Here is a 25,018-nt window from a genome sequence, read left to right on the forward strand (position 1 = left end):
GTGCTCAGGCCTCCCGGCTCCGGCGCTCGTGCAGCCGGAGCCGGGCGAGCAGGTCGGCGACCAGCAGGCGGAGGTCGACGTCGGTGCACACCCGGCGTCCCGGCTGGTCCGGGGACTCCGTCCACGTGCAGGCCACGTCGTCGAGGGCAGTGACCAGGACCGGAGGGCTGTCACCGAGCGGCCAGGTCTCCCCCTGCTCCACGAAGTCGGGGACCGGCAGCTCGACGTACTGCTGCCACAGCCAGGCACCCAGCCGCCCGGCGCCGCCCACGTCCTGCTCCAGCTCCGCCACCGAGTACGTGCAGCGCCGGTAGGTCTCCAGCGGGAACTGCGAGATCGCCAGGTCGTCGCGGGCGAGCACCTCGCGGGCGGCCTCGGCGTCGGTGTCCCGGTTGTACTCGAACGCGTCGGCCTCCAGCGCCCCACCGACCCAGACCAGGGTCAACCGGGCGGCGATGTCCGGGGCCTGCCGCAGCGCCTGGGCGACGTTGGTCAGCGGGCCCGCACAGACCAGGAAGAGCGGCAGCGGGTCGTCCCGCCGCGCCTCGGCGACGATGGCGTCCGCCGCCGCCGACGAGGTGTCACCGCCGCCGATCGGCACGTCGCACCCGGCGGCCACCACCGGCCGCTGGGTGCCCACCAGCTCGACCAGCTCCTGCGCGCGCCGGGCGCCGGCGGCTGCCGTGCCCTCGGGCGGCCCGAACCGCGGGCTGAGGTGCGAGCTGGTCACCGCCACCACCCGGTTGGCAGCGCTGAGCAGGTGGTGGGCCAGGGCGACCAGGCCGTCGGGGTCACCGTTCCAGTCGTTGTCGACGACGACGCGGCAGCATTGGGTGATGCGCAGGGACACGTGCTTCCTCCAGTGCTCAGACGGTGGGGACGGCGGCCGGGTCGTCGGCACCGCAGTAGCGGAACGAGCGCACGACGACCGACCCGGCCGCGCACCAGACGCCGAGCATCCGGCCGGTCATCCCACCGGCCACCTCGGTCGAGACGTACCGGCCGTCGATCCGGCCGAGCTCGGTGAACCCGCCCTGGGCGTCCACGACCCCGGCGACCAGTTGGTCCGGCCCCAGCGCGGTGGAGGAGAAGTGGCCCTCCGCCGGGACGGCCCGGATCTCCAGCACCACGTCCCCGGCCGGGACGGCGGCCTCACCCAGCAGCTGCCGGAGCGGGCCGACCTGGACGATCGCCTGCACCACGTCCCCGGCGACCTGGAGGTCGATGCGGTGGCGGGGGTCCATCCGCACGGACAGGCCACCGACGCCGTCGCCGTCCGCGGCCACGACCGCCCGGGCCCGGCAGTACAGGTGCTCCTGCCGGCGGCCGGCGAAGGTCGCGTCGTCCGAGGCCGGGTCGGCTGCCGCGGCGGTCAGCCGCCAGCCACCCTCGCCCCGGGTGAGCAGGTCGCCGGGGAACCGGCGCGGCGACACCCAGGTGACCGGCAGCCCGGCGCCGGCCAGCTCCTCGACCGCGACCGGCCCGGCGGGCGGGCTGAGCCACTCCCCCAGCCGGGGCCAGCCGTCCTCCCAGACCACCTCGGCGGCGAAGGTCTCCCTGCCCAGGACGTGGAACTGCGGGCTGGCACCGCGCGGCCGGACGCCGTGGAAGAGGATCGCCCAGCTGCCGTCGGGGCGCTGCACCAGGTCGGCGTGGCCGGTGTTCTGCACCGGGTGCTCGACGCCGCGGTGGGTGAGCAGCGGGTTGTGCGGGCACGGCTCCCACGGCCCGGACGGCGACGGGCCGCGGGCGATCGTCGCCGCGTGGCCGCGCTCGGTGCCGCCCTCGGCGATCAGCAGGTACCACCACGAGCCGATCCGGTACAGGTGCGGACCCTCCGGGAACCGGCCCCCGGTGCCCTGCCACACGTGCCGCCGCTCGGTGAGCGCCGCGCCCGTCCCCGGGTCGACGGCCTGCTGCACCAGCCCCGCGGGCCCACCGGCGTCGAAGCCCGCGTAGGTGACCAGCAGCGTGCCGTCGTCGTCCCAGGCGAGGTCCGGGTCGATGCCGCGGACCTCGGTCAGCCGCACCGGCTCCGACCACTCCCCCAGCGGGTCCTCGGCGTGCACGAGCGTCTGCCAGCCGCCGTCGGCCAGGTTCGTGGTGATCATCCAGAACCGGCCGTCGTGGTGGCGCAGCGTCGGCGCGGTGATGCCACCGGACCCGGGGGCCGCCGACACGTCCAGCTGCGACGGCCGGGCCAGCACGTGCCCGACCTGCTCCCACGACACCAGGTCGGTGGAGCGGGACAGCGGCACGCCCGGGGCGTACTCGAAGCTGGAGACGACCATCCAGTAGGTGTCGCCGACCCGGCAGATGCTGGGGTCCGGGTGGAAGCCGGGGACGACCGGCGTCGGCGTCACTGGTGGTCGTCGGGGTCGAAGAACAGCGCCGGCTTCTCCACCGGCGGCGGGACGGTGACCGTGCGGGTGGACGAGTGCCGGCCGGGACCGACCTCGACCGGCGCGCTGCCGTCGGGCAGCGACACCTCGGCGGTCGTGTTCGGCGGCACGGTCAGCTCCAGGGTCAGCTCGGCGCCGTCGAGGGTCCAGGAGACCGCCGCCGTCCCGTACGGCGTCTCGTGGGTCGCCGCCGCAGAGGTGAGGCCGGGGCCGGGCCGCGGTGCGACCCGCAGCCGCCGGTAGCCGGGCTCGGCCGGGGCGAGGCCGGCGACGGTGCGGTGCAGCCAGTCGGCCACCGCGCCGAGGGCGTAGTGGTTGAACGACGTCATGTCGCCGGGGTTGATCGACCCGTCGGGGAGCATGGAGTCCCAGCGCTCCCAGATCGTCGTCGCGCCCATGGTCACCGGGTACAGCCACGACGGGTTCTCCCGCTGCAGCAGCAGCTCGTAGGCGGTGGCCAGCTCCCCGGCGTTCGTCAGGGCGTCGGTGACCAGCGGCGTGCCGAGGAAGCCGCTGGCGATGTGGAACCCGTCCTTCAGCACCTGGTCGGCCAGCTGCCGGCCGGCGTGCGCCCGCTGCTCGGGGGTGAGCAGGTCGAACTCCAGGGCGAGCGCGTACGCCGTCTGCGACGGGTAGGCCACCCGGCCGTTCGGGGAGACGTACTCGGCCCGGAACCGCTCGGCCGCGCGCTCGGCGAGGTCGGCGAACCGGGCGCCGTCCCGGCCGAGCACCTCGGCGGCCTGGGCGACCGTGCGGGCCGATCGGGCGAGGTAGGCGGTGGCGACGCACTGCCAGGGGGTCCGCGCCGCGGCGGGGTTGTCCGGCGGGGCCGCCGTGTCCAGCCAGTCGCCGAAGGAGAACCCGCCCTCGGGGAAGTCCAGGGCGTCGCCGGCGCGCGCGGCGAAGGCGTCGATCCAGGCGGTCATGGACGGCCACTGGTCGACGAGCAGCCCGGCGTCCCCGGTGCGCTGGTAGAGCACCCAGGGGACGACGACGGCGGCGTCGCCCCAGCCCACCTCCGCCTGCTGCGGGAACGGCAGCAGCGGGAGGAACGGCACGTACATCGGGACGATGCCGTCGTGGTCGACCAGCTGCTCGACCGCGAGGTCGGCCAGCCAGGAGCGGAGCATCCCGGTGGTGTCGTAGAGGAACGACGCGGACGGCGCGAAGACCTGCAGGTCGCCGGTCCAGCCCAGCCGCTCGTCACGCTGCGGGCAGTCGGTCGGGACGTCGAGGAAGTTCCCGCGCATCCCCCAGACGACGTTCTCGTGCAGCCGTTCCACGTCCGGGTCGGAGCACGTGAAGGTGCCGGTGCGGCGCAGGTCGGTGTGCACGACGACGGCCTCTAGGTCATCGGCGGTCAGCTCCCCCGGCCAGCCGCTCACCTCGGCGTACCGGAAGCCGTGGAAGGTGAAGCGCGGCTCCCAGGTGCGTGGGCCCTGCCCGTCCAGCACGACGACGTCGGTGGCGTCCGCCCCGCGCAGCGGGCGGGTGCCCAGCTCGCCGTCCTCGAGCACCTCCGCGTGCCGGACGGTGACCTCGGTGCCGGCCGGCGCGTCCGGCAGCGACAGCCGGAGGCGGCCGACCAGGTTCTGGCCGAAGTCGACCAGCGTCTTCCCCGACGGTGAGGTGCTGATCTGCTGGACCGGCAGGGTCTGGGTGCGGCGCACCGGCGGGCCGGTCGGGGCCACCAGCGTCGTGACGTCCAGCGACCCGGTCTCCACCGGCGTCCAGGCACTGTCGTCGAACGCCGGCTGCGACCAGCCGGGGAGCTCGCGGCTCGCGTCGAAGGTCTCACCGGCGTAGAGCCCGGCCCGGGTGAGCGGGCTGGGCGCCGAGCGCCAGGAGCCGTCGGTGGTGACCACGGTGCGGCTGCCGTCGGGGTGCTCGACCTCCAGCTGGACGAAGGCGCCGGTCCGGTCGCCGTAGAAGGCCCGTTTGCCGGTGAAACCCAGCGGGCCGGCGAACCAGCCCTGGGCCAGGTGCACGCCGAGCGCGTTGGCGCCCTCGGTGAGCAGCGCCGTGACGTCGTGGGTCTGGTAGCGCAGCCGGTGGTGGTAGCTGGTCCAGCCCGGCGCCAGCACGTGGTCGCCGACGACCGACCCGTTCAGCTCGGCCTCGTAGACCCCCTGCGCGGTGGCGTACAGCCGGGCCCGGGTGACCGGCTGGTCCAGCACGAACTCCCGGCGCAGCAGCGCAGCCGGCTCGTCGCCGGAGTCGGCGGGGAGCACCGGGTGGACGAGCACCGCCGTCCAGTCCGTGGTCCCGAGGAGCCCGGCCTCCACGACCGTGTCCTCGCTCCAGGCCGACGGCTCACCGGCGCTCTCGCCCCAGACCCGGACGCGGACCGAGCGCCGCTCCCGGCTGCTCAGCGGCGGCGCTCCCCACGCCACGAGCACCGACTCGTCGGACCCGACCCGGCCCGACGACCAGGCCGGGCCGTCCTCGGGTGCGATCTCCAGCTCGTACGCGGCCTGCCGCCAGCCGTCGAGCTCGGTCCGGGAGACCCAGGACAGTCGCGGCCGCGTCTCGCCGATGCCCAGCGGCTCGCGGTGGTGCTCGACGGTGACGGGGAGGACGGTCAGGTCGCTCATGCGGGCTGCTCCAGGGTGGTCGTGAACGTGTGCTCGCCGGGCCCGGCGGATGACGTGGTGCCGTCGGGCAGGACGACCGTGGCCGCCGTACCGGCCGGGACGACGACGCGCAGCGAGAGCACGCCGTCGGCGATGGCCCAGGCGGAGGAGATCCGGCCGTACGGCGACTCGTGCGCGGCCTCGGCGCGGGTGAGTCCGCCGCCGGGCCGGGGCTGGACGCGGAACCGCCGGTACGCGGGCTCCAGCGGTTCGATGCCCGCGGCGTACCGGTGCAGGAAGGAGACGACCGCGCCCTTGCTGTAGTGGTTCAGCGACTCGTGCGGCACGCCGTCGGCGTCCACACCGTCCCATCGCTCCCACACCGTGGTCGCCCCGCGGTCGATCATCGTCAGCCAGGACGGCTCGGTGTCGGTGAGCAGCAGCTCGTAGGCGACGTCGAGGTGCCCGGTGTCGGCGAGCACCGGCAGCAGGTACGGCGTGGCCAGGAAGCCGGTGCCCAGGTGGGTGGCGGCCTTGCGGACCAGCTCGACCAGCCGTTCCGCGACGGCCGACCGCAGGTCGGCCGGCACCAGGTCGAAGGCGAGCGCGCGCACGTGGTCGGCCTGGGTGTCGCAGGTCAACCGCCCCTCGGCGTCCAGGTACTCCGCCTGCCAGGCGGCCCGCGCCCCGGCGGCCAGCCCGGCGTAGCGGTCGGCGTCCCCCGGGCGGCCCAGGACCCCGGCGATCCGGCTCAGCAGGCCGGCGCTGTGCGCGTAGTACGCCGTCGCCACCTCGCCCTTGTCGGCCGCCGCGAAGGCGGCGAAGTCGCCGACGTCCTCCCCGGGCACCAGCCACTCGCCCCAGTGGAAGCCGGTGTCCCAGAGGAACTGCTCGTGCGGCGCGGGCTCCGGCTGGCGGGCGGCCCGCTGCGGGTGTCGCTGGTCCCGGGCCATCCGCTCGACCCGGTCCAGCCAGCGGACCATCGTCGGCCAGAGCTCGGCCAGCACCTGCTCGTCGCCGTAGGCGCGGTACAGCTCCCAGGGCACGATGACCGCGGCGTCCCCCCACCCGGCCGAGCCGTTCAGGAAGGCGACCGGGCTCTGCCGCCCCTCGGCCCGGGCGCTCGGGCTGATGTTGGCGACCGTGCCGTCGGGCCACTGGTCGGCGGCCACATCGCGCAGCCACTTGGTGGAGAACCCGGCGACGTCGTACAGGAACGCGGCGGTCGGCACGAACAGCTGCCAGTCGCCGGTCCAGCCGGCGCGCTCGCGGTGCGGGCAGTCGGTGGGGACATCGCAGGCGTTGGCCCGCAGGCTCCACACGGCCGCCTCGTGCAGCCGGTCGAGGCGCTCGTCGCTGCAGGTGAACCAGCCGGTGCGGCGCAGGTCGGTGTGCACGACGACGCCGCGGACGTCGTCGGCGGCGAGCTCGCCGGGGTGGCCCTCGATCCGTACGTACCGGAAGCCGTGCGTCGTCCGCCGCGGCTCGAACACCTCACCCGGCACGCCGGCCGAGACCACCTGGTCCACCTGGCCGGCCGGCAGCGGCTCGGGCAGGAAGGGCACGGCCGGGCCCAGGTGGTCGGTGGTGACGTCGCCGTCGGGGCCGAGCCACTCGCCGTGGGTCAGCGTGAGGGTGGTGTTCGCCGGCCCCAGGTCGGTGAGCCGCACCCAGCCGTTGACGTTCTGGCCCAGGTCGACGACGTGCGCCCCGCTCGGCAGCCGGGTCACCGACACCGGGGTGAGCTCCTGGACCCGGCGCACCGGCGGGGCCGGGGAGTCGACGAGCCCGGCGTAGCCGTGCTGGACGACGCCCACCGGCGCCCAGGCGGCGTCGTCGAAGCCGGGGGCGTCCCAGCCGCGCGGCAGGCGCCGCAGGTCCACCCGCTCGCCGGCGATCAGGTCGGCGGCCACCACGTGGCCCTCGGCGCTGCGCCAGCCCGGCCCGGTGCCGACGACGGTGACGCTGCCGTCGTCGTACACCAGGTGCAGCTGGGCGAGCAGCGCGAGCCGGTCGCCCCACTGGTCGGCGGCGCGGAGGATGCCGATCTGGCCGCGGAACCAGCCGTCGGCCAGCACGACGGACAACGCGTTGCGGCCGGGCCGGACGGCGGCGGTGACGTCGAGGGTCTGCACCTGCAGCCGGACGTCGTACTGGGTGAACCCGGGGGTCAGCTCGGCGTCCCCGGCGCGCGTCCCGTTGAGGAATGCCTCGTAGACGCCCTGGGCGGTGGCGTGCAGCCGGGCGGAGACCACTGGCCGGTCGACGTCGAACTCGTACCGCAGCAGCGCGGCCGGCCGCTCCCCCGGCGGCCCGGCGGGCATCTCCCCCGGCTCGACCCAGGAGGCCTGCCAGTCCTCGGCCCACAGCAGACCGGTCTCGAACCAGCTCGCCGCGGACGGCTCGCTCTCCCCGAGGTCGGTGCGCACCTGCACCCGCCACTGCACCCGCTCCCCGGAGGCCAGCGGTGGGCCGACATAGGGCACGAGCAGGCTCCGGTCGCCGTCCACCCAGCCGGTGTCCCAGCCGTTGTCGGTGGTGATCCGGGAGGCCAGCTGCTCCCGGGCGCCGGCCGGGAGCCACCAGGACAACCGTGGCGTGGTGGTGCGGATGCCCAGCGGTGCGTCCAGGTGCTCGACGCGCAGGGCGTGCGGTGCCGCGGTCATGGTGCCTCTCGGGGTGGTGGAACGGAGCGCCGGCCTCGGCATCAGAGCGAGGGCACCCGCTCGGCGTGGTGGCAGGCCGTGGAGCTCTGGTCGATGAGCCGCAGCGGCGGGCGCTGCTCGACGCAGACGTCGGTCGACAGTGGGCAGCGCGGCACGAACGGGCAGCCGGTCGCCCCCGGCGACGCCGTGCTGGCCGCGCCGAAGCCGGCCGCCTCCCGGGCGTTGCGCCGGGCAGCCTGCTCGCCCGGTCGGGGCACCGGCGCAGCGGCGGTCAGCGCCAGGGTGTACGGGTGCCGCGGCGTCAGGCCCACCGCCTCGGCCGGGCCGGACTCCATCACCTGGCCGCGGTAGAGCACCACCGTGCGCTGCGACAGGAACCGCACCACACCCAGGTCGTGCGCGATGAACAGCAGCGACAGGCCGCGCTGGTCGCGCAGGTCGGCGAGCAGGTTGAGCACCTGCGCCTGGGTCGAGAGGTCCAGTGCCGAGACCGGCTCGTCCAGCACGATCACCTTCGGGTCGCAGACCAGCGCCCGGGCGATGGCGATGCGCTGCCGCTGCCCGCCGGAGAACTGCGTCGGGTAGCGGTCGACGGCGTCCCCGGGCAACCCCACGGACTCCAGCCCGGACCGTGCCCTCTGCAGGGCCTCGGCACCCGTCACGCCCATCAACCGCAGCGGCTCGACCAGGGTCTGGCCGATCGTCCGCGTCGGGTTGAGCGAGGAGTACGGGTCCTGGAAGACCACCCGCAGATCGGCCACCCGGCGGCTGCGCTCCCGCAGCGACATGCCGGTGATGTCCTGCCCGTGCACGCGGACCGTGCCGGCGGACGGCGGCTGGAGGCCCAGCACCGCCTTGCCGATCGTGGACTTGCCCGACCCCGACTCCCCGACGAGGCCGAGCGTCTCGCCGGGGGCGATCTCGAAGCTGACCCGGTCGACGGCCGGCGGGCTGCTGCGCGCCTTCCGCCCGCGCCCGTAGCGGACGACCAGGTCCCGCACCTCGAGCGCGGGAGCCGGCAGGACGGACGACGCGGCAGCAGCTCCGGCAGGGGCGGTCATCGGGACACTCCAACGGTCGGTGCGGGCTGGGCCGTGGCCGGGGCGGTCTCGTGCCCGGCCGGCCCCGTGGTCGGCGCGGACATCCAGGTGACGTCCGCCCGGGAGAGCTCCTCGACCCGGGTGCACAGCACCGAGCCCGATCCGTGGGCCGGCACCGACGGGAACCGCTGGGTGCACTGCTCCTGCGCGAAGAGGCAGCGGCTGGCGAACCGGCAACCGGTCGGCCACTCACCGGGCGGGGGGACGGTGCCGTCGATGGAGGCCAGCCGGGTGGGCACCGGCTCGCCGTCGGCCACGTGCGGGTTGGCCGCGAGCAGCGCCTGCGTGTACGGGTGCGCCGGCTCGTCCAGGACCGCGGCGGCCGTGCCGTCCTCGACCACCGTGCCGGCGTACATGACGGCGACGTCGTCGCAGATGTCGGCCACCACGCCCAGGTCGTGGCTGACGATGACCACCGACAGCCCGGTGTCCCGCACCAGCGCACGCAGCAGGCTGAGGATCTCGGCCTGCACCGTGACGTCGAGCGCGGTGGTCGGCTCGTCGGCGATGAGCAGCCGCGGCTCACCGGTGAGCGCCAGCGCGATGCACACCCGCTGGGCCATGCCGCCGGAGAGCTGGTGCGGGTAGCTCTTCAGCACCCGCTCGCCGTCGACGATGCCCACCTGGCGGAGCAGCTGGGCGGCGATCTGCCGTGCCTCCCCCCGGCCGACACCGCGGAACCGGCGGATCGGCTGGGTCAGCTGGTAGGCGACGGAGAACATCGGGTCCAGCGCGACCATCGGCTCCTGGGAGATCATCGCGATGTCCCGGCCGCGGACGGCGGAGAGGTCCTTCTCGGACACGCCCACCAGCTCGCGGCCCTGCCAGCGGATCGAGCCACCGGAGACCGAGACGCCGTCCGGCAGCAGGCCCATCAGGGACCGGGCGGTCATGGTCTTGCCGCAGCCGGACTCGCCGACCAGGCCGAGCACCCGACCCGGCTGCAGGGCGAAGGACACCCCGGTGACCAGGGCCGGCCCGTCGTCCACGGAGATGTGCAGGTCACGCACGTCGAGCACCGCACCGGGGTCGGCGGGGCGGGGGTCCGCCGACCCCGTGGCCCCGACCCGGGCCGGAGACCGACGGCGGCGGACGGTCGTGCGGGCCACGGACCCCCGGCTGGCGATGGCGTCGGCGAGCTCGTTGGCAGCGACGACGGTGAGCGCGAGGACGACCCCGGTGGGCACCAGCAGCCACGGGTTGCTGAACACGTAGGAGGAGGCGTCCTGGATCATGAAACCCCAGCTGGGCTGCGGCTCGGCCGGACCGAAGCCCAGGAAGGCGAGGCCCGCGACGATGAGCAGGCCGATGCCGTAGAGCTGGGCGGCCTGGACGGCGACCACGGTGCCCATGGACGGCAGCACGTGCACGAGGTTCACCCGCAACGAGCTCAGCCCGTTGACCCGGGCGGCGTCGACGTAGAGCCGCTGGCGGACCGACTTCGCCACGCCCAGCATCACCCGGTAGACCCCGGCGGAGATCATCACCCCGAGGACCGCCATGACGATGAAGATCCGGACGCCGATCGCCCCGATCACCGCCAGCAGCAGGATCGTCGACGGCAGCGCGAGGAGCACCTCGGCGAGTCGGCTGGAGACCCGCTCGACCCGGGGACCGCGTTCGGCGGCGATCAGCGCCATGGTCAGGCCGATGCCGAACGCCACCAGCACGGTGATCCCGGCGGCGAGCAACGGCTCCGCTCCGGCGCTGAAGATCCGGCTGAGCAGGTCGCGGCCCAGCGGGTCGGTGCCCAGCCAGTGGTCGGCCGACGGCAGGGCCAGCCGGTTCGACAGGTCCTGCTCGGCCACGCCGTAGGGGACCCACCACGGCGCGGTCAGCGACGCGAGGACCACGAAGGCGAGCCAGGTGGCGCCGAACACGCCACCCGGGCGGCGCAGGAAGTAGGGCAGCCGGCGCCCCGGGCGACCCGGACGGCCCGGCCGGCCGGCGTCGAGGTCGGTGTTCGCGGCAGCGTCGAGCGGGAGGGCGCTCATGCGGTACGCACCTTCGGGTCGAGGACGGCGACGACGAGGTCGAGCAGCAGGTTGATGACGACCACGACGACGGTGGCGACGACGACCACGCCCACCAACGCCGGGAAGTCGCTGGAGGCGGCCGCCGCCTGGCCGGCCTGCCCCAGACCGGGCAGGGCGAAGAGGTTCTCGATGATCACCGAGCCGCCGAACAGGGCGATGAACTGGATGCCGAGCACCGCCACCACCGGCACGCTGGCGAACCGCAGCGCGTGCACGTAGCGGACCCGCCACTCGGGGGTGCCCATCGCACGCAGCGTGCGGATGTGCTCCTGGGCGAGGGCCTCACGCATGCCCGCGTTGGCGGTGCGCGCGATGATCGCCCCTCCACCGATGGTGAGCGCCAGCACCGGCAGGGTCAGGCTCCGGAACCACCCGGCGGGGTCGTCCGCGAAGGCGACGTACCCGGTGGCCGGCAGCAGGCCGGCCTGGATGGCCAGCAGGTACACCAGGATGATGCCGACCCAGAAGACCGGCAGGGACAGGGCCACCCCGGCGCCCGTGGTGATCAGCTGCCCGACGCGCCCGCCCCGGACGGCAGCGGTGACCCCGAGCGCGACGCCGACGATCCCGGAGAGGATCGTGGCGAACAGGGCGATGAAGGCGGTGACGGGCACCCGGTCGGCCAGGTCGCCGGCGATGGAGCCACCGTTGACCAGCGACGTCCCCAGGTCGCCCTGGAGGAACCCGCCGAGGTAGTCGAAGAACTGGACGTGCAGCGGGTCGTTCCACCCCAGCGCCTCGTTCTCCGCGGCGATGCGCTCAGGCGTGCCGCCCGGTCCCAGTCGCACGGCGCCGGGCGAGGTGTCGGTGGCATGGACCAGCAGGAAGCTGATCAGCACAGCGGCCAGCACGGTGCCGACCGCCATGGCCAGCCGCCGGGCGACGTAGGCGAGCATCTCGGGAGTCCTTTGTCGTGGGCGAGGATGTGGGCGTCTGCCCGCGGGGATCCGCGGTGCAGTGGGTCGGCGGCCGCATGGCCGCGGCCGCCGACCCGTGCAGACCGCGTCAGACGGCCGGTTCGACGTCGGACAGGACGAGGTAGTTGTTCGCACCGGCGAACGGGGGCTCCGCGACCTTGTCGGCGTTGTAGCCGTAGTACGTGAAGTCCTCGTAGACCGGGATGAACCAGCCGTTCTCGACGAGCGCCCGGTTGAGCTCCTGCCGGGCCTGGTCCTGGGCCTCGCCGGTGGAGCCCAGCGCTGCCCCCAGGGCCTGCTCGACCTCCGGCTCCTGCGCGCCCTGCATGTTCATGAAGCCGCCGTAGACGACGCCGGCGATGAAGCCCTCCGGGTTGGCACCGACGGCGAAGGGGCCCCACAGGACCGGATCGGTGCGCACGGCGGCGAAGACCTGGTCCGTCGACGTCGCTGCGACGAAGTTCAGCGTGATGCCGACCTCGGCGAGCTGCTGCTGGATGGCGACCAGGTCCTCCTCGGGCTGGCCGAGCCGGGTGATGTCCAGCTCGAAGCCGTCGGGGTAGCCGGCCTCGGCCAGCAGCTCACGTGCGCGCTCCGGGTCGTAGCCGAACTCCTCGTCCAGCGCCGGGTCGAAGCCGGCCGACTCCTCGGGGAACAGCTGGACGGTCGGCCGCGCCCCCGGGTGGAGGTCGTTCACCAGCGACTCACGGTCGATCGCCTGGAGCAGCGCGAGCCGGGCCGCTTCCTCCCCGAACGCGGGGTTGGTCTGGCCGAGCTTGTCGGTGACCGGGAAGCCGACGATCGTGCCGCCCTGGCTCACGATGCTCTGCTGCGACTCCACCAGGTTGATCGCGTTGTCCTTGAGCTGGCCGGCGATGTCCACCTGGCCGGAGACGAGCGCGTTCGCCAGCGCCTGCGGGTCGGTGATGATCCGGTAGTCGAGGCCTTCGTAGTCCCACGCGTCGGCGTTCCAGTGCTCGGCGTTCTTCTCGAGCGTGTAGGTGCTGGCCCGGGTGGTGGCGGCCTCGTCGAGCTCGTAGGCGCCCGATCCGTCGGGGGTGGTCTCCAGCGAGGCCGGGTCGGCGATGCCGGCGGGCCCGACGATGATGCCGGTCGTGCCGTCGAGGTTCGCCTCCGGCGTCGCCTGCGGCTGGGCCCAGGTGAGCACGACGGTCTGCTCGTCCTGCACCGTGACGTCGGTGATGGCGGCCGCCTGGCCCTCGGCGAGCGCGCCGTACGCCTCCAGGTCGGGGTCGCTGCGCCGGTCCAGGTTGGCCTTGACCAGCTCGGCGGTGAGCGCGGAGCCGTCATCGAAGGTGACGCCGTCCCGCAGGGTGAGCGTGGTCTGCGTGTTGTCCTCGTTGTTGGTGGACTCGGCCACCAGGCTCGGCTCGATGCTGCCGTCCGAGGCGGTCACGAACAGCGCGTCGTACAGCGGCGCGAAGAACTCGAACTGCCGATCGGAGTACAGCAGCGGGTCGTAGCCGGCGGGCGCGGGGTCGGAGTCCAGTCCGATCGCCAGCGTGTCGCTGGGGCTCTGGCTGCTCGCGCCTCCGCCGCCCTCGCCACCACCACCGCACGCGGCGAGCGAGGTGAGCGCACCGGTGGCCAGGACGGCGACACCGGCCCGCATCAGGGTGGGACGGCGCAGCGCCATGGGGTGGCGGGTCCTGGATCGGTTCATTCCGGTCTGGCTCCTTCGCTTCGTTACGGAGGGGTCATGTCGGCCGGGGATCGGCCGCGCCGGGGAACCGGCTTGGCGGCAACGATGCGGCGGGCCTCGTGGTGACGTCAGGCACAATGCCGACCAATGGAAGACAACTGTGGCCTGCGCCTCACCGATGAGAACCCGGAGCCCCCTGCATGACGGACGACTCCTCCCCCGCGCGGATCCGCGGCCGGCGCCCGCCGCAGGGCGACCCCGTCGTCGACCGGGCGCTCGCACTGCTCGGCGCCTTCGACAGCAGCCGGCCGTACCTGAGCCTCAGTGAGCTCAGCCGGCGCACGGGCATCCCGGCCAGCTCGGCGCTGCGACTGGCCGGCCGGTTGCTGGAGTGGGGGGCGCTGGAGCGGGGCGCCGACGGCCGCTTCTCGATCGGCCTCCGGCTGTGGGAGGTGGCGTCCCTGACCCCCCGCAGCCACGAGCTCCGGCAGGTGGCCCTGCCGTTCATGGGCGACCTGGAGGAGGTGACCCGGCAGCACGTGCTGCTCGCCGTTCGGGAGGGCGAGGAGGCGCTGATGGTGGAGCGGCTCTCCTCGCACGGGGCCGTCGCCGCCCTCTACCGGCCCGGCGGGCGGATGCCGCTGCACTCCACCGGGGTCGGGCTGGTGCTGCTCGCGTTCGCCGAGTCCGGGTTCCAGGAGGAGGTGCTCGCCCAGCCACTGGTGCACCAGCCGGAGCAGGTGCCGGTCTCCTCCGCCGCACTGCGGCGGACGCTGGCGGAGATCCGGCGGGACGGGCTGGCCACGTTCCGTCGAGGCGCGCCCCGGCCGATCGTCTCGGTGGCCGCACCGGTGCACGACGCGCAGGGCACCGTCGTCGCCGCACTGTCGGTGCTGGTGCCCGCAGAGAACGCCGAGCCGCGGCTGCTCGGCCCCGCGGTGCGCACGGCCGCGCGCGGCATCTCGCGTGGGCTCGGCGCCTGGGGATCACCCGGCACGCTCTGACCCGACTCATCTGCCATTGACCGGCAGCGGTGCTGATCACGGTGAGCGGCGTCACGCATGCTCGCGGCCACGTCGATCACCCGGAGGCTCCCGCATGACCCAGTTCCCCGACGGCTTCCTCTGGGGCACGGCCACCGCCGCGCACCAGGTCGAGGGCGGCAACGTCAACAACGACCACTGGGAGATGGAGCACGCCGAGCACTCCCCCTTCGCCGAGTCCAGCGGCGACGCCTGCGACTCCTGGAACCGGTGGGAGGCCGACCTCGACCTGGTGGCCGGGGCCGGGCTGGACACCTACCGGTTCAGCCTGGAGTGGAGCCGGATCGAACCGGCCGAGGGCGAGCTCTCCCGCTCGGCCCTGGACCACTACCGGCGCATCGTCGACGGCTGTCGCGACCGCGGGCTGACCCCGATCGTCACGCTGGTCCACTTCACGATGCCGCGCTGGATGATGCACGACGGCGGCTGGACCGGGCCGAAGGCCGGCGACCGGGTCGCCCGGTTCACCGAGCTGGCCCTGCCCGCGGTCGAGCACGCGGAGTACGTGCTCACGCTCAACGAGCCGAACCTGATGGCGGTCCAGCCGGTGATCGGTGCGATGGCCCGGCGCGGCGAGCCGATCCACGGCCTGCCCGTGCCCGACCAGGGTGTCGCCGAGGCGCTGATCGGGCTGCACGGCCGCAGCGCCGAGGTGCTGCGGGGTGCCGGCGCTCCTCCGTCCGGCATGTCCCTGGTCGGCCTGGAGTACATCGACGAGGGCGGTGGCCAGGAGCACCTGCAGGCTGCGCGCGCGGCGATGATGGACCAGTTCCTCCGGGCCGCGGCCGGCGACGACGTCGTGGGGCTGCAGGTCTACACCGCCCAGCGGTTCGGCGCCGAGGGGCTGATCGCCCCGCCGGCCGACCGGCAGACGCTGGCCCACGGCATGGAGCGCCGACCGGAGGCCCTCGGTGCCGCGATCCGGTACGCGTCCTCGGTGCTGCCGGAGACCCCGCTGCTGGTCACGGAGAACGGCATCGCCACCGCCGACGACGCCGACCGGATCGCCTTCACCACCGACGCGCTGACCGGTCTGGCCGCGGCGATCGCCGACGGCGCCGACGTGCGTGGCTACGTGCACTGGAGCCTGCTGGACAACTTCGAGTGGATGCTCGGCTTCGCCCCCACCTTCGGCCTGGTCGCCGTCGACCGGGAGACGTTCGCCCGGACCCCGAAGCCCAGCCTGGCCTGGCTGGGCGAGGTCGCCCGCCGGAACGCCGTGTGAGGACGACGCCGCCCGGCCGCCTGCGCGGCCGGGCGACCCGTCAGAGGGTGATGACGTCGAGGTCGAGCGGCGCGACGAGTTCGCCGTCGTAACCGATCTCCTCGGCCGCCTCGCGGGCCTTGTCCAGGTACAGCTGCGGCGGCTTCGGCACTGGCGTGTAGTGGCTGAACACCACCCGTGCCGCGCCGGCGGCCTTGCCGACCCGCGGCAGGTCACGGACGTCGGAGTGGGAGTTGAGCAGGTGCTCCCGCAGCGCTGCGCCCTGCTCCGGCGTGGGGAAGGACGCGGCCAGGCGCTCGACGTCGTCGTTGTCCTGCACCTCGTGCACGAGCACGTCGCACCCACGCGCCAGCGCGATCAGGTTCGCGTCGGGGGCGGCCGTGTCGCCGGAGAAGACGACCACCTTCCCGGTGCTCTTCACGGTGAAGCGGTAGGCGTAGGCGTCGGCCATCTCGGGACCGTGGAAGACCCGCGTCGCGTCGACCCGGACCCGGTCGTCCTCCATCACCGGGTGGACCCCTTCGCCGGCGGGCAGCAGCAGGTCCGACGCCGACAGGGCCGGCCGCTCCCCGAACCCGCCGCCGATGCTGAACAGCCGGGCGGCCTCGTCGAACGCCGTCTCGATCCCGGCGACCGTGGCCGACATGGTGGGCGGACCCCAGAACGCGAGGTCGGTGAGCCGGTTCGGCGCGGTCCAGCCGTGCAGGGCCACGCCGGGCAGCCCGGAGGTGTGGTCGAAGTGGTGATGGGTGACGAACACGTTGCCGACGTCGCCGAAGGCGAGGCCGGAGGCGACCAGCTGGCGCGCGGTGTCGAAGCCCGCGTCGACCAGGTAGACCGCCCCCTCCACCACCAGCGCGAGCGCCGGCTTGGCCGACGGTCGGTCGGCCGCCACCGGGCCCAGGCGCGGGCCACCGCTCACCCCGAGCATCACGATCCGGTCGTCGCCTGCCAGGTCATCGTCCGCCATGTCGCTCTCCCTCGTCCCGCCTCGTCGCGAGCCGCCAGCATGGGCACGAGCGGGACAGGTGCGGGAGAAGCGTTGCCGGCCAATGGCACGGTGTGGGAAACCGGTGATGCCCGTCACCGATGCTCGACCAGTCAACGCCGACCGCGACCCGGGAGCACCCATGAGCTTCGAGTACCTGATCGACCCCGCCAAGGGCCCGCAGTGGCAGGGCCTGCTGCCCGGCAAGCCGCAGCCCTACGTGCTCCGCAAGGGCGAGGGCGAGCACGCCAAGCTCTTCGGCGACGTGTTCACCGTGCTGCTGTCCGGTGACGAGACGCAGGGTCAGTTCGGCATCATCACCGCCGACTCCCCGGCCGGCGACGTCATCCCGACCCACTCGCACAACGAGACCCACGAGACCTTCTACGTGCTCGAGGGCAAGGTCCGGCTGTTCTTCGAGGACGGCGACGGCGCCAAGCAGTCCCAGCTGCTCGCCCCCGGCGACTTCGGCTACGTGCCGGCCGGGTTCGCGCACGCCTACCAGGTCGTCGAGCACGCCCGGATGATGGGCACCCTCTCCGGCGGCTTCGAGCGGTTCTTCCAGCACATGGGCGCCCCGACCGACTCCACCAGCCCCGACCAGCCGCCCTTCATCCCGGACTTCCCGCGCATGCAGGCAGCCGCGCAGCAGCACAACATGCAGTTCAAGCCCGGCTTCGAGTGGCCTGAGCCCACCGCCTGACCTGCGTTCGACCACCGCCGTCCCCTCCGGCGCCGAGAGCGGCTGCTCCCGGCGCGTGAGGTGTGCCCTGAGGAGACCCGTGCCCGCGCCCACCCTCCCGCTCCCACCACCCGCCCACGAGGCACCGCTGCCGCCCGCTCGCCCCGCTGCCGCCGGCGTCCGGGTGCTCTCCGGCGTCCCGTACGCGGCGCTGCCCGGCGCCCGGCCGCTGGAGCTCGACCTGTACCTGCCGGCCGGGGACGGACCACATCCGGTCGCACTGTTCCTGCACGGCGGCGGGTGGCGGCTGGGCAGCCGGCACGCCGCCGGCCCGATGTACCGGGACGCAGACCCCACGCCGTTCGAGCAGGTGGCCGCGGCCGGCATCGCGGTGGCCAGCCTCGACTACAGGCTGTCGGGCGAGGCGGTCTGGCCGGCGCAGCTGCACGACGCGAAGGCCGCCGTCCGGTGGCTGCGCACCCGCGCTGCCGAACTCGGGCTGGACGCCGACCGGATCACGTCCTGGGGCGAGTCGGCCGGTGGGCACCTGGCCGAGCTGCTCGGTCTCACGACCGACGCCGCGCTGGAGGGCGAGGTCGGCGTCACCGGTCCGTCGTCCGCGGTCTCCGCCGTCGTCGCCTGGTACGCCCCGAGCGACATCGGGGCGGTGGCGACCGACATCGGCAACGACCCGGCGGACCCGGCCAGTCGCGAGGCGCAGCTGCTCGGCTCCCCGGTGTCCGCGTCCGCCGACCTGGCCGCGCAGGCCAGTCCGATCACGTACGTCTCCCCCGCCGCGCCGCCGGTGCTGCTGCTGCACGGCCGGGCCGACCGGTTCGTCGCGACCGAGCAGAGCCAGCGGCTGCACGATGCCCTGGCCGCCGCCGGGGCCGACGTGCAGCTGCACACCTACGACGGCGCCGACCACATGTGGCTGGGCGCGCCCGACGCCGCCACCGACGCACTCGACCGCACGATCACCTTCCTGCGGCGCCACCTGATCGACGAAGGAGACCGGGCATGAGGATCGTCGGCATCCGCCGGGACGGCAGCGGGGTGCAGGTGGCCGCACTGTCCGACGACGGCGCCTCGGTCACCGTGGTCGCCGCCCTGGACGACTTCTGGGCCGACGCCGCTGGGCACCTGTCCCGCGAGCCCCGCGGGGAGACGCTGGCCGCCACCGACGTCGAGTTCGTGCCGCCGGTGCTGCCCGGCGCCCGGGTGATCTGCATCGGGCTGAACTACCTCAAGCACGTCGCCGAGGGCAGCTTCCGCGACCAGGAGGTCCCGCCGTACCCGACCTTGTTCGCCCGCTGGAGCCAGTCGCTGACGGTGGACGGCGCGGAGGTGCCGGTGCCGGCGGACGAGGACGGACTGGACTGGGAGGGCGAGGTGATGGCCTACGTCGGCAGCACCCTGGTCGACGCCACCCCCGACGAGGCGCTGGCCGCCGTCGTCGGCTACTCGACGTTCAACGACCTGACCTCCCGTCGCGCGCAGAAGCTCACCAGCCAGTGGATCCTCGGCAAGAACGGCGACCGGTCCGGCCCGCTGGGGCCGCTGGTCGGTGCCTCCGAGGTCGGCGACCTGCGCGACGGGCTCCGGGTGCAGACCCGGGTCAACGGCGAGACCGTCCAGGACGGCCGCACCGACGAGATGGTCTACACCGTCGGCGACACCCTCTCCCTCATCTCCCGCACGTTCACGCTGCGGCCCGGCGACCTGCTGGCCACCGGCACCCCGTCCGGTGTCGGCTACGCCCGGACGCCCCCGTGGCTGATGCAGCCCGGCGACGTCGTCGAGGTCGAGGTGGAACGCCTGGGCGTACTGCGCAACCGCGTCGTGGGGAACGAAGCGCGCCATGACCGGTGAGTTCCGGCAGTACCTCTTCCCGCACGACCACCCCCGGCTGGCCGACGTCCGCGGCCTGGACCCCTACGCCTACCGGGAGCACGCGCGGACCCCGGGCACCTTCACCGGCGGGCTGGTCGAGGGCTGGACGCCGCTGTACCTGCAGGAGTTCCGCGGGGTCACCTCCGACGGCACCCTCCGCGAGGGGCTGTACCCGCTCACCCCCGCCGAGCCGGGCGAGGAGGCGCCGGTCGCGGCCATGGTGGCCGCGGCGCAGGACCTGCTCGCCGCCCTGGACGACGACGGCCGGGCGCGGATCGGCTTCCCGGTGGACGCACCGGAGTGGCAGACCTGGGCCAACCCGGAGTTCATGCAGTTCGACACCGGCCTGCGGCTGGAGTTCCAGCCGCCGGAGGTGCGGGAGAAGGCGCTGGCGCTGGTCCGCGCCTCACTGTCCCCCGAGGGCTTCGAGCTGGCCCACGCGATGATGCTGATCAACGGCTTCCTCGGTGAGGTCGTGGGCCTGGCGAACGTGCTCAACGAGTTCAGCTACAACATCGCCGTCTACGGCACCCCCGATCTGCGCAACCCCTGGGGCTGGCAGCTGTTCGGCCACCACTGCGCGCTGAACTGCCTGGTCGTCGAGGGCCGGATGCAGCTGTCCCCGGTCTTCCTCGGCGCCGAGCCCAACGAGATCGACGAGGGCCCGCACGCCGGCACCGAGTCCTTCACCGAGCGGATCGCCGCCGGCCTGGCGGTGATGGCCGCCCTGCCGCCGGAGCAACGCGAGGCCGCCACCGTCTACGCGCAGATGGTCGATCCGGCCATGCCGCCGGGTCGGGTGCACCCCGGCGACGAGCGGCACCTGGCCGGCGCCTTCCAGGACAACCGGGTGATCCCGGTCGAGGGCGTCCCGGTCGCGGAGATCCCGCCGGCGGCGCAGCGCCTGGTGCTGGCGATCGTCGAGCAGTTCCTCGGCCTGCTCCCGGAGGGTCCGCGCCGGGCCCGCCTGCGGGAGGTGACCGAGCACCTGGACGAGACCTGGTTCAGCTGGATCGGCGGCTCCGAGCCCGGCGACGTCTTCTACTACCGAGTGCAGTCCCCGGTCCTCATCGCCGAGCTCGACCACCACTGCGGCGTCTTCCTCGACTACCGGACGCCGAAGCCCTTCCACGTGCACACCGTGCTGCGCACCCCGCACGGCAACGACTACGGCCGGGCCTGGGTCCGGCAGTGGCAGGCCGCGCACGGGTCCTGAAGACGGTTCCGTCTCGCTCTGCCGCTCAATGACATCGGGGTACGGCGACGTGACGGCCGCCACGATGCTGGACGTGCGTCCCGCGCCGCTGACCTGGTCGGACGCCGCCACTTCCCTGCACCGCTCTCAGCCTCCGGGCACCGCAGCCCACGACAGGAGAACCCATGACCGCCGTGCCAGCCCGCGTCCCGGTGTTGATCGCCGGCGGGGGGCCCAGTGGCCTGGCTGCCGCACTCGAGCTCGGCCGGCGCGGCATCGAGGTGCTCGTCGTCGAACCGCGCGCCGCCCTCGATCCGCTCCGCCCCCGCGCCAAGACCACCAGCGTGCGCACGATGGAGCACCTGCGGCGCTGGGGCCTGGCCGACCGGCTCCGCGCCCTGGCACCCCTGCCGGTGGCGCACGCGCAGGACGTCGTCTTCTGCACCGGCCTGTTCGGGCACGAGATCACCCGGTTCCCCGAGGCCTTCGGGCTCACCACGGAGCGCCGGGACGACTACGCCGAACCGGGCCAGCAGGCCCCGCAGCCGCTGGTCGAGCAGCTGCTGCGCAACGCCGTCGCCGAGCTGCCGTCGGTCACCGTCCTCATCGGCTGGCGCGTCGTCGAGGTCACCGACGGCCCCACCGAGGCCTCGGCCGTCCTGGAGGGCGCGGACGGCGAGCGGCACCGGGTCACCGCCGACTGGCTGCTGGGCTGCGACGGCAGCAGCGGGGTCACCCGGCGGGCGATCGGTGCCCGCTACGCCGGCTCCTCGGGGACCCTGCCCAACGTGAGCATCGCCTTCCGCTCCCCGCAGCTGGAGCAGCGGGAGCTGTGCGCGGTCGGCGTCCACTACTGGGTGATCGGCGCGGAGCGCGGCGGCCTGATGGGCCGGCTGGACCTCGACGGCACCTGGTGGGCGATCGTCCAGGGCGTCGACGCGGAGACCGAGCAGGTGGACCCGGTCCGGCTGGTGCAGGCGCTGGTCGGCGCGGAGGTCGACGTGGAGGTGCTGGCCACCGACCCCTGGTCGGCCCGGATGCTGCTGGTCGACCGCTACCGGGGCGAGCGGGTGTTCCTGGTCGGGGACGCCGCCCACCTCAACCCCCCGTGGGGCGGGCACGGCTTCAACACCTGCGTGGGCGACGCGGTGAACCTGGGCTGGAAGCTCGCCGCGGTGCTCCGCGGCTGGGCGCCGGAGTGCCTGCTGGACAGCTACCAGGCCGAGCGCCGGCCCGTCGCCGAGCGGACCATCGCCGCGGCCGGGGCGCAGGAGGCCTTCCTCGCGCCGTCCTTCGCCACCGGCGACCTGGACGCCGAGACCGCCGACGGCGTCGCCCTGCGCGCCGCGGTCGCCCGGGCGCTGCAGGTCAAGGACCCGGAGTTCCACAGCCTCGGGCTGGTGCTCGGCTACGACTACCCCGGCTCGCCGGTCGTCGTCCCCGACGGCCTGCCCGTGCCCGACCCGGAGCTGGTCGCCTTCCGGCCCTCGGCCCACCCGGGCGCACGGCTGCCGCACGCCTGGCTGCCGGACGGGCGGTCGGTCTACGACCTGCTCGGCGAGGAGTTCACCCTCCTGCGACTGGACCGTGCGGCGGCCACCCAGGCGCTCGCCGCGGCGGCCTCCCGCCGCGACCTGCCGCTCCGGGTGCTGGACCTCGGCCATGTCCCCGGCCTCCGGGAGCGCTACGGAGCCGACCTGCTGCTGGTCCGCCCCGACCAGCACGTCGCCTGGCGGGGACGGCAACCGGCGGACGCCGAGGCGCTGCTCGCCCGGGTGGTGGGCGCCGGGCAACTGGCGGGCCTGCTCCCCTAGCGTGAGCGCATGACCTCGCCGTTCATCGCCCGGCCGGAGCTCCTCGACGCCGACCCGCTGGCCGCCACCGGCCGCCCGGTCCACTGGGGCGTGGTGGCCACCGGCGCGATCGCCGCGACGGTCACCGCCGACCTGCTGCTGCTGCCCGACGCGGTGCTGCAGGCGGTCAGCTCCCGGCGGGCCGACCGGGCGCAGGCCTTCGCCGAGCGGTTCGGCGCCGCCGCCTGGTACGCCGACGACGAGCACGGCTCCGGGGTGAACGCGCTGCTGGCCGACCCGGCGGTGGAGGCGGTGTACGTCGCCACCCCGCACGCCCAGCACGCCGCCGTCGTCCGCGCCGCGCTGACCGCGGGCAAGTCGGTGCTGTGCGAGAAGCCGCTGACGATCAACGCCCGCGAGGCGGTCGAGCTGGTCGAGCTGGCCCGCGCGCGGGGGCTGTTCCTGATGGAGGCGGTCTGGACCCGGTTCCTGCCCGCCTACCAGCGGGCGCTGGAGATCGCCGCGTCCGGTGAGATCGGCACCGTGCAGTGGGTCTCCGCCGAGGTCGGGTTCCCCGCGCCGGCCGACCCCACCGCTCGCATCTGGGCACCGGCCGACGGGGGCGGTGCCCTGCTCGACCTGGCCGTCTACCCGCTGCTGTGGGCGTGGGGCCCGCTGGGCCTGCCCGACGAGGTGCGTGCGGTCGGCACGCTGAACGCCGAGGGCGTCGACGCGCAGAACGCACTGACCCTGTCCTGGGCGTCGGGGGCGCAGGCACAGCTGACCACCTCGCTGCTGGCCCGCTCTCCGCACACGGCGATGATCTGCGGCACCGACGGCTGGGTGCGCACCGACGGCGCCGACTCGGTGTACCGCCCCACCCGGCTGGACGTGCAGGCCGGCGAGGGGCCGGTGCGCACCGAGGAGTTCGGCCTGATCGGCTCCGGCTACGTGCACGAGCTGCGCGAGGTCACCCGCTGCCTGCAGCAGGGGCTCACCGAGAGCCCGGTGCTGCCGCTGGAGCACTCGCTGGCCACCATGCGGCTGCTGGACGGGGTCCGCCAGCAGCTGGGGGTGGTCTACCCCAACGACCGCTGAGCGCCCGGCACCCGCGGCACCGGCACTCGCGGCGCCGGCACGATCGCGGTCACAGCCGGTCGCTGGAGGCCGGCGACGCGGCGCTCGATCTCGGCGGCCACCGCCGGGACGACGGCCGCAGGCACCGGCCGCGCCAGCCACCAGCCCTGGGCCAGGTCGCAGCCCCACGCGGCGAGCTGGTGCCACTGCTCGGCGGTCTCCACGCCCTCGGCGACCACGCTCAGTCCGAGGGCGTGGCCGAGGTCGACGGTGCTGCGGACGATCGCCCGGGCTGCGGGCTCGGTCTCCAGGCCGGCCACGAAGCTGCGGTCCACCTTCAGGGTGTCCACCGGCAGCCGGGACAGGTGGGCCAGCGAGGCGTGACCGGTGCCGAAGTCGTCCACCGACAGCCGGACCCCGAGCAGCCGCAGCCGGCCCAGCACGGTCATCGCCCGCTCCGGGTCGTCCATGGCGGCGGTCTCGGTGACCTCCAGCTCCAGGTCGTCCGGCGCCACCCGTTCCTCGTGCAGCGCGGCGGCCACCCGGTCGGGCAGGTCCAGGTCGTGCAGCAGCCGGGCCGAGACGTTCACCGCCACCGTCAGCCGGCGGCCCTGCTCGCGCCACCCGCGGGCGTCGGCCAGCGCACGGCGCAGCACCAGGTCGGTGAGCGGGGCGATCAGCCCCGTCTGCTCGGCCAGCACGATGAACCGGTCGGGCATCAGCAGCCCCAGGTGCGGGTGCGGCCAGCGGACCAGCGCCTCGACGCCGGTCACCCGGCCGTCGGCCAGCCGCACCTTCGGCTGGTGGTGCACCTCCAGGTCGCCCTCCCGGACGGCGCGGCGCAGGTCGCCGTGCAGGGCCAGCTGTCCCGGGTCGAAGGTGTCCACCTCGGGTGAGTAGACCGCGACGCCGGTCGCCTGCCGCTTGGCCGTGCTGCGGGCGACGTCGGCCCGTCGGACCAGCTCGGCGCTGCCGAGGCGCAACCCGTGGGCCAGCCCGGCGCTGAGGTCCACCTCCAGTGCCAGGTCGCCGACCGGGAAGGGACGGCGGAGGGCGGCCAGCACCTGCGTCGCCGCGTCCGCGGGGGCACCGGGCAGCAGCAGGGCGAACACGTCCCCGCCGGTCCGGGCGGCCACGGCGTCCGGCGGCAGCACCTCGCGGACCCGGTCGGCCACCGCCACCAGCAGGTCGCTGCCCACGTCGTGGCCGAGCGTGTCGTTGACCGCGGTGAACCGGTCGATGTCCAGCAGCAGGACGGCGACGTCGTCCGGGTCGCCGCCCGACCGCTCCAGCCGCTGCAGCGCGGCGAGGAAGGCGGTGAGGGTGGCCAGCCCGGTCAGCGGGTCGTGGTCGGCCTGCTCCCGCAGCTGCTCCTCCAGCCGGCGGTGGGCGGCGGCCTCCGCCTTGAGCTGCCGCCCCCGGCGCGCGCCGAACACCATCATCAGCAGGTGCGAGGCGGCGAGCAGGAACACCAGGTGGTCCAGCGGCGCACCGGTGCCTGCCGACCAGGTCACGATCCGCCGCGGCAGCTCCCAGGCGACGCCGGCCGCGGTGACCAGCACGGTGAGGCCGACGACCACGCCGGCGTCCCGGAGCACCTCGCGGCGCAGCTCGTCGGGCACGCCGTCCCGGGTCGGGGGCAGGCCGTCGTCCGCCGTGCCGGTCAGCCAGCTCCGCGCCATCGTCCCTCCCCCTGGTCCGTGCCCTGCCCGATGGGTGGCCTGCTCGATCCGCGACCATCGGCAGGTCGGCGCCGGTTGCTGAG

The 25,018-nt window shown here is 74.4% G+C and carries 18 protein-coding genes; 8 read left to right on the plus strand and 10 right to left on the minus strand.

Annotation, left to right across the window (positions count from 1 at the left end):
* Positions 1 to 4 precede the first annotated feature (4 nt).
* From HLA93_RS14695 to HLA93_RS14730, 8 genes are all read right to left on the minus strand, one after another.
* Entirely contained in the window at positions 5 to 850 is an 846-nt protein-coding gene (locus HLA93_RS14695) for a nucleoside hydrolase (RefSeq protein ID WP_222195123.1), read from the minus strand.
* 16 nt (positions 851 to 866) lie between these two features.
* Complete coding sequence (locus HLA93_RS22090; RefSeq protein WP_222195124.1) at positions 867 to 2,363, minus strand: glycoside hydrolase family 43 protein; 1,497 nt, start codon at positions 2,361 to 2,363, stop codon at positions 867 to 869.
* Positions 2,360 to 4,996: a glycoside hydrolase family 78 protein gene (locus tag HLA93_RS14705; protein WP_222195125.1), complete on the minus strand. Its 2,637-nt coding sequence runs from the start codon at positions 4,994 to 4,996 to the stop codon at positions 2,360 to 2,362. Before HLA93_RS14705 ends, HLA93_RS22090 begins: the two co-directional genes overlap by 4 nt.
* Entirely contained in the window at positions 4,993 to 7,641 is a 2,649-nt protein-coding gene (locus HLA93_RS14710; RefSeq protein ID WP_222195126.1) for a family 78 glycoside hydrolase catalytic domain, read from the minus strand. Before HLA93_RS14710 ends, HLA93_RS14705 begins: the two co-directional genes overlap by 4 nt.
* A 41-nt stretch (positions 7,642 to 7,682) precedes the next feature.
* On the minus strand, positions 7,683 to 8,702 hold the full coding sequence (locus tag HLA93_RS14715) for an oligopeptide/dipeptide ABC transporter ATP-binding protein (RefSeq protein ID WP_222195127.1): 1,020 nt from the start codon (positions 8,700 to 8,702) through the stop codon (positions 7,683 to 7,685).
* Positions 8,699 to 10,735 carry a dipeptide/oligopeptide/nickel ABC transporter permease/ATP-binding protein gene (locus tag HLA93_RS14720; RefSeq protein ID WP_222195128.1) on the minus strand — a complete coding sequence of 679 codons (2,037 nt, stop codon included), beginning with the start codon at positions 10,733 to 10,735 and terminating at the stop codon, positions 8,699 to 8,701. Before HLA93_RS14720 ends, HLA93_RS14715 begins: the two co-directional genes overlap by 4 nt.
* Positions 10,732 to 11,673 carry an ABC transporter permease gene (locus HLA93_RS14725; RefSeq protein ID WP_222195129.1) on the minus strand — a complete coding sequence of 314 codons (942 nt, stop codon included), beginning with the start codon at positions 11,671 to 11,673 and terminating at the stop codon, positions 10,732 to 10,734. Before HLA93_RS14725 ends, HLA93_RS14720 begins: the two co-directional genes overlap by 4 nt.
* Positions 11,674 to 11,782: 109 nt before the next feature.
* Positions 11,783 to 13,378: an ABC transporter substrate-binding protein gene (locus HLA93_RS14730; protein ID WP_222195130.1), complete on the minus strand. Its 1,596-nt coding sequence runs from the start codon at positions 13,376 to 13,378 to the stop codon at positions 11,783 to 11,785.
* A gap of 179 nt (positions 13,379 to 13,557) precedes the next feature.
* On the opposite strand from HLA93_RS14730, the gene HLA93_RS14735 reads away from it, so the two are divergent.
* A complete protein-coding gene (locus HLA93_RS14735; protein WP_222195131.1) occupies positions 13,558 to 14,361 on the plus strand; it encodes an IclR family transcriptional regulator in 804 nt (267 codons plus the stop codon).
* A 94-nt stretch (positions 14,362 to 14,455) separates the two neighbouring features.
* The gene (locus tag HLA93_RS14740) at positions 14,456 to 15,625 is read left to right on the plus strand and encodes a glycoside hydrolase family 1 protein (protein ID WP_222195132.1); all 1,170 of its coding nucleotides are present in this window, start codon (positions 14,456 to 14,458) and stop codon (positions 15,623 to 15,625) included.
* Positions 15,626 to 15,665: 40 nt separating this feature from the next.
* Here HLA93_RS14740 and HLA93_RS14745 read toward each other — a convergent pair whose 3' ends face one another.
* Positions 15,666 to 16,595, minus strand: a complete 930-nt coding sequence (locus HLA93_RS14745; RefSeq protein ID WP_222195133.1) for an MBL fold metallo-hydrolase — start codon at positions 16,593 to 16,595, stop codon at positions 15,666 to 15,668.
* A 160-nt stretch (positions 16,596 to 16,755) separates the two neighbouring features.
* On the opposite strand from HLA93_RS14745, the gene HLA93_RS14750 reads away from it, so the two are divergent.
* The 6 genes from HLA93_RS14750 (at position 16,756) to HLA93_RS14775 (ending at position 23,274) form a co-directional block, all read left to right on the plus strand.
* Positions 16,756 to 17,316 carry a quercetin 2,3-dioxygenase gene (locus HLA93_RS14750; protein WP_222195134.1) on the plus strand — a complete coding sequence of 187 codons (561 nt, stop codon included), beginning with the start codon at positions 16,756 to 16,758 and terminating at the stop codon, positions 17,314 to 17,316.
* A gap of 79 nt (positions 17,317 to 17,395) precedes the next feature.
* A complete protein-coding gene (locus HLA93_RS14755; RefSeq protein WP_222195135.1) occupies positions 17,396 to 18,319 on the plus strand; it encodes an alpha/beta hydrolase in 924 nt (307 codons plus the stop codon).
* A complete protein-coding gene (locus tag HLA93_RS14760) occupies positions 18,316 to 19,167 on the plus strand; it encodes a fumarylacetoacetate hydrolase family protein (protein ID WP_222195136.1) in 852 nt (283 codons plus the stop codon). The genes HLA93_RS14755 and HLA93_RS14760 overlap by 4 nt, the downstream gene beginning before the upstream one ends.
* A complete protein-coding gene (locus HLA93_RS14765; protein ID WP_222195137.1) occupies positions 19,157 to 20,404 on the plus strand; it encodes a DUF3500 domain-containing protein in 1,248 nt (415 codons plus the stop codon). The genes HLA93_RS14760 and HLA93_RS14765 overlap by 11 nt, the downstream gene beginning before the upstream one ends.
* 164 nt (positions 20,405 to 20,568) lie before the next feature.
* Positions 20,569 to 22,197 (plus strand): FAD-dependent monooxygenase, encoded by a 1,629-nt coding sequence (locus tag HLA93_RS14770; RefSeq protein ID WP_222195138.1) that lies wholly within the window; start codon positions 20,569 to 20,571, stop codon positions 22,195 to 22,197.
* A 9-nt stretch (positions 22,198 to 22,206) separates the two neighbouring features.
* A complete protein-coding gene (locus HLA93_RS14775; protein WP_222195139.1) occupies positions 22,207 to 23,274 on the plus strand; it encodes a Gfo/Idh/MocA family protein in 1,068 nt (355 codons plus the stop codon).
* Here the strand turns inward: HLA93_RS14775 and HLA93_RS14780 are convergent.
* Complete coding sequence (locus HLA93_RS14780) at positions 23,256 to 24,935, minus strand: putative bifunctional diguanylate cyclase/phosphodiesterase (RefSeq protein ID WP_222195140.1); 1,680 nt, start codon at positions 24,933 to 24,935, stop codon at positions 23,256 to 23,258. The genes HLA93_RS14775 and HLA93_RS14780 overlap by 19 nt on opposite strands.
* Positions 24,936 to 25,018: the final 83 nt, after the last annotated feature.

Source organism: Modestobacter italicus (genome assembly GCF_019799965.1).
GTDB lineage: Bacteria > Actinomycetota > Actinomycetes > Mycobacteriales > Geodermatophilaceae > Modestobacter > Modestobacter italicus_A.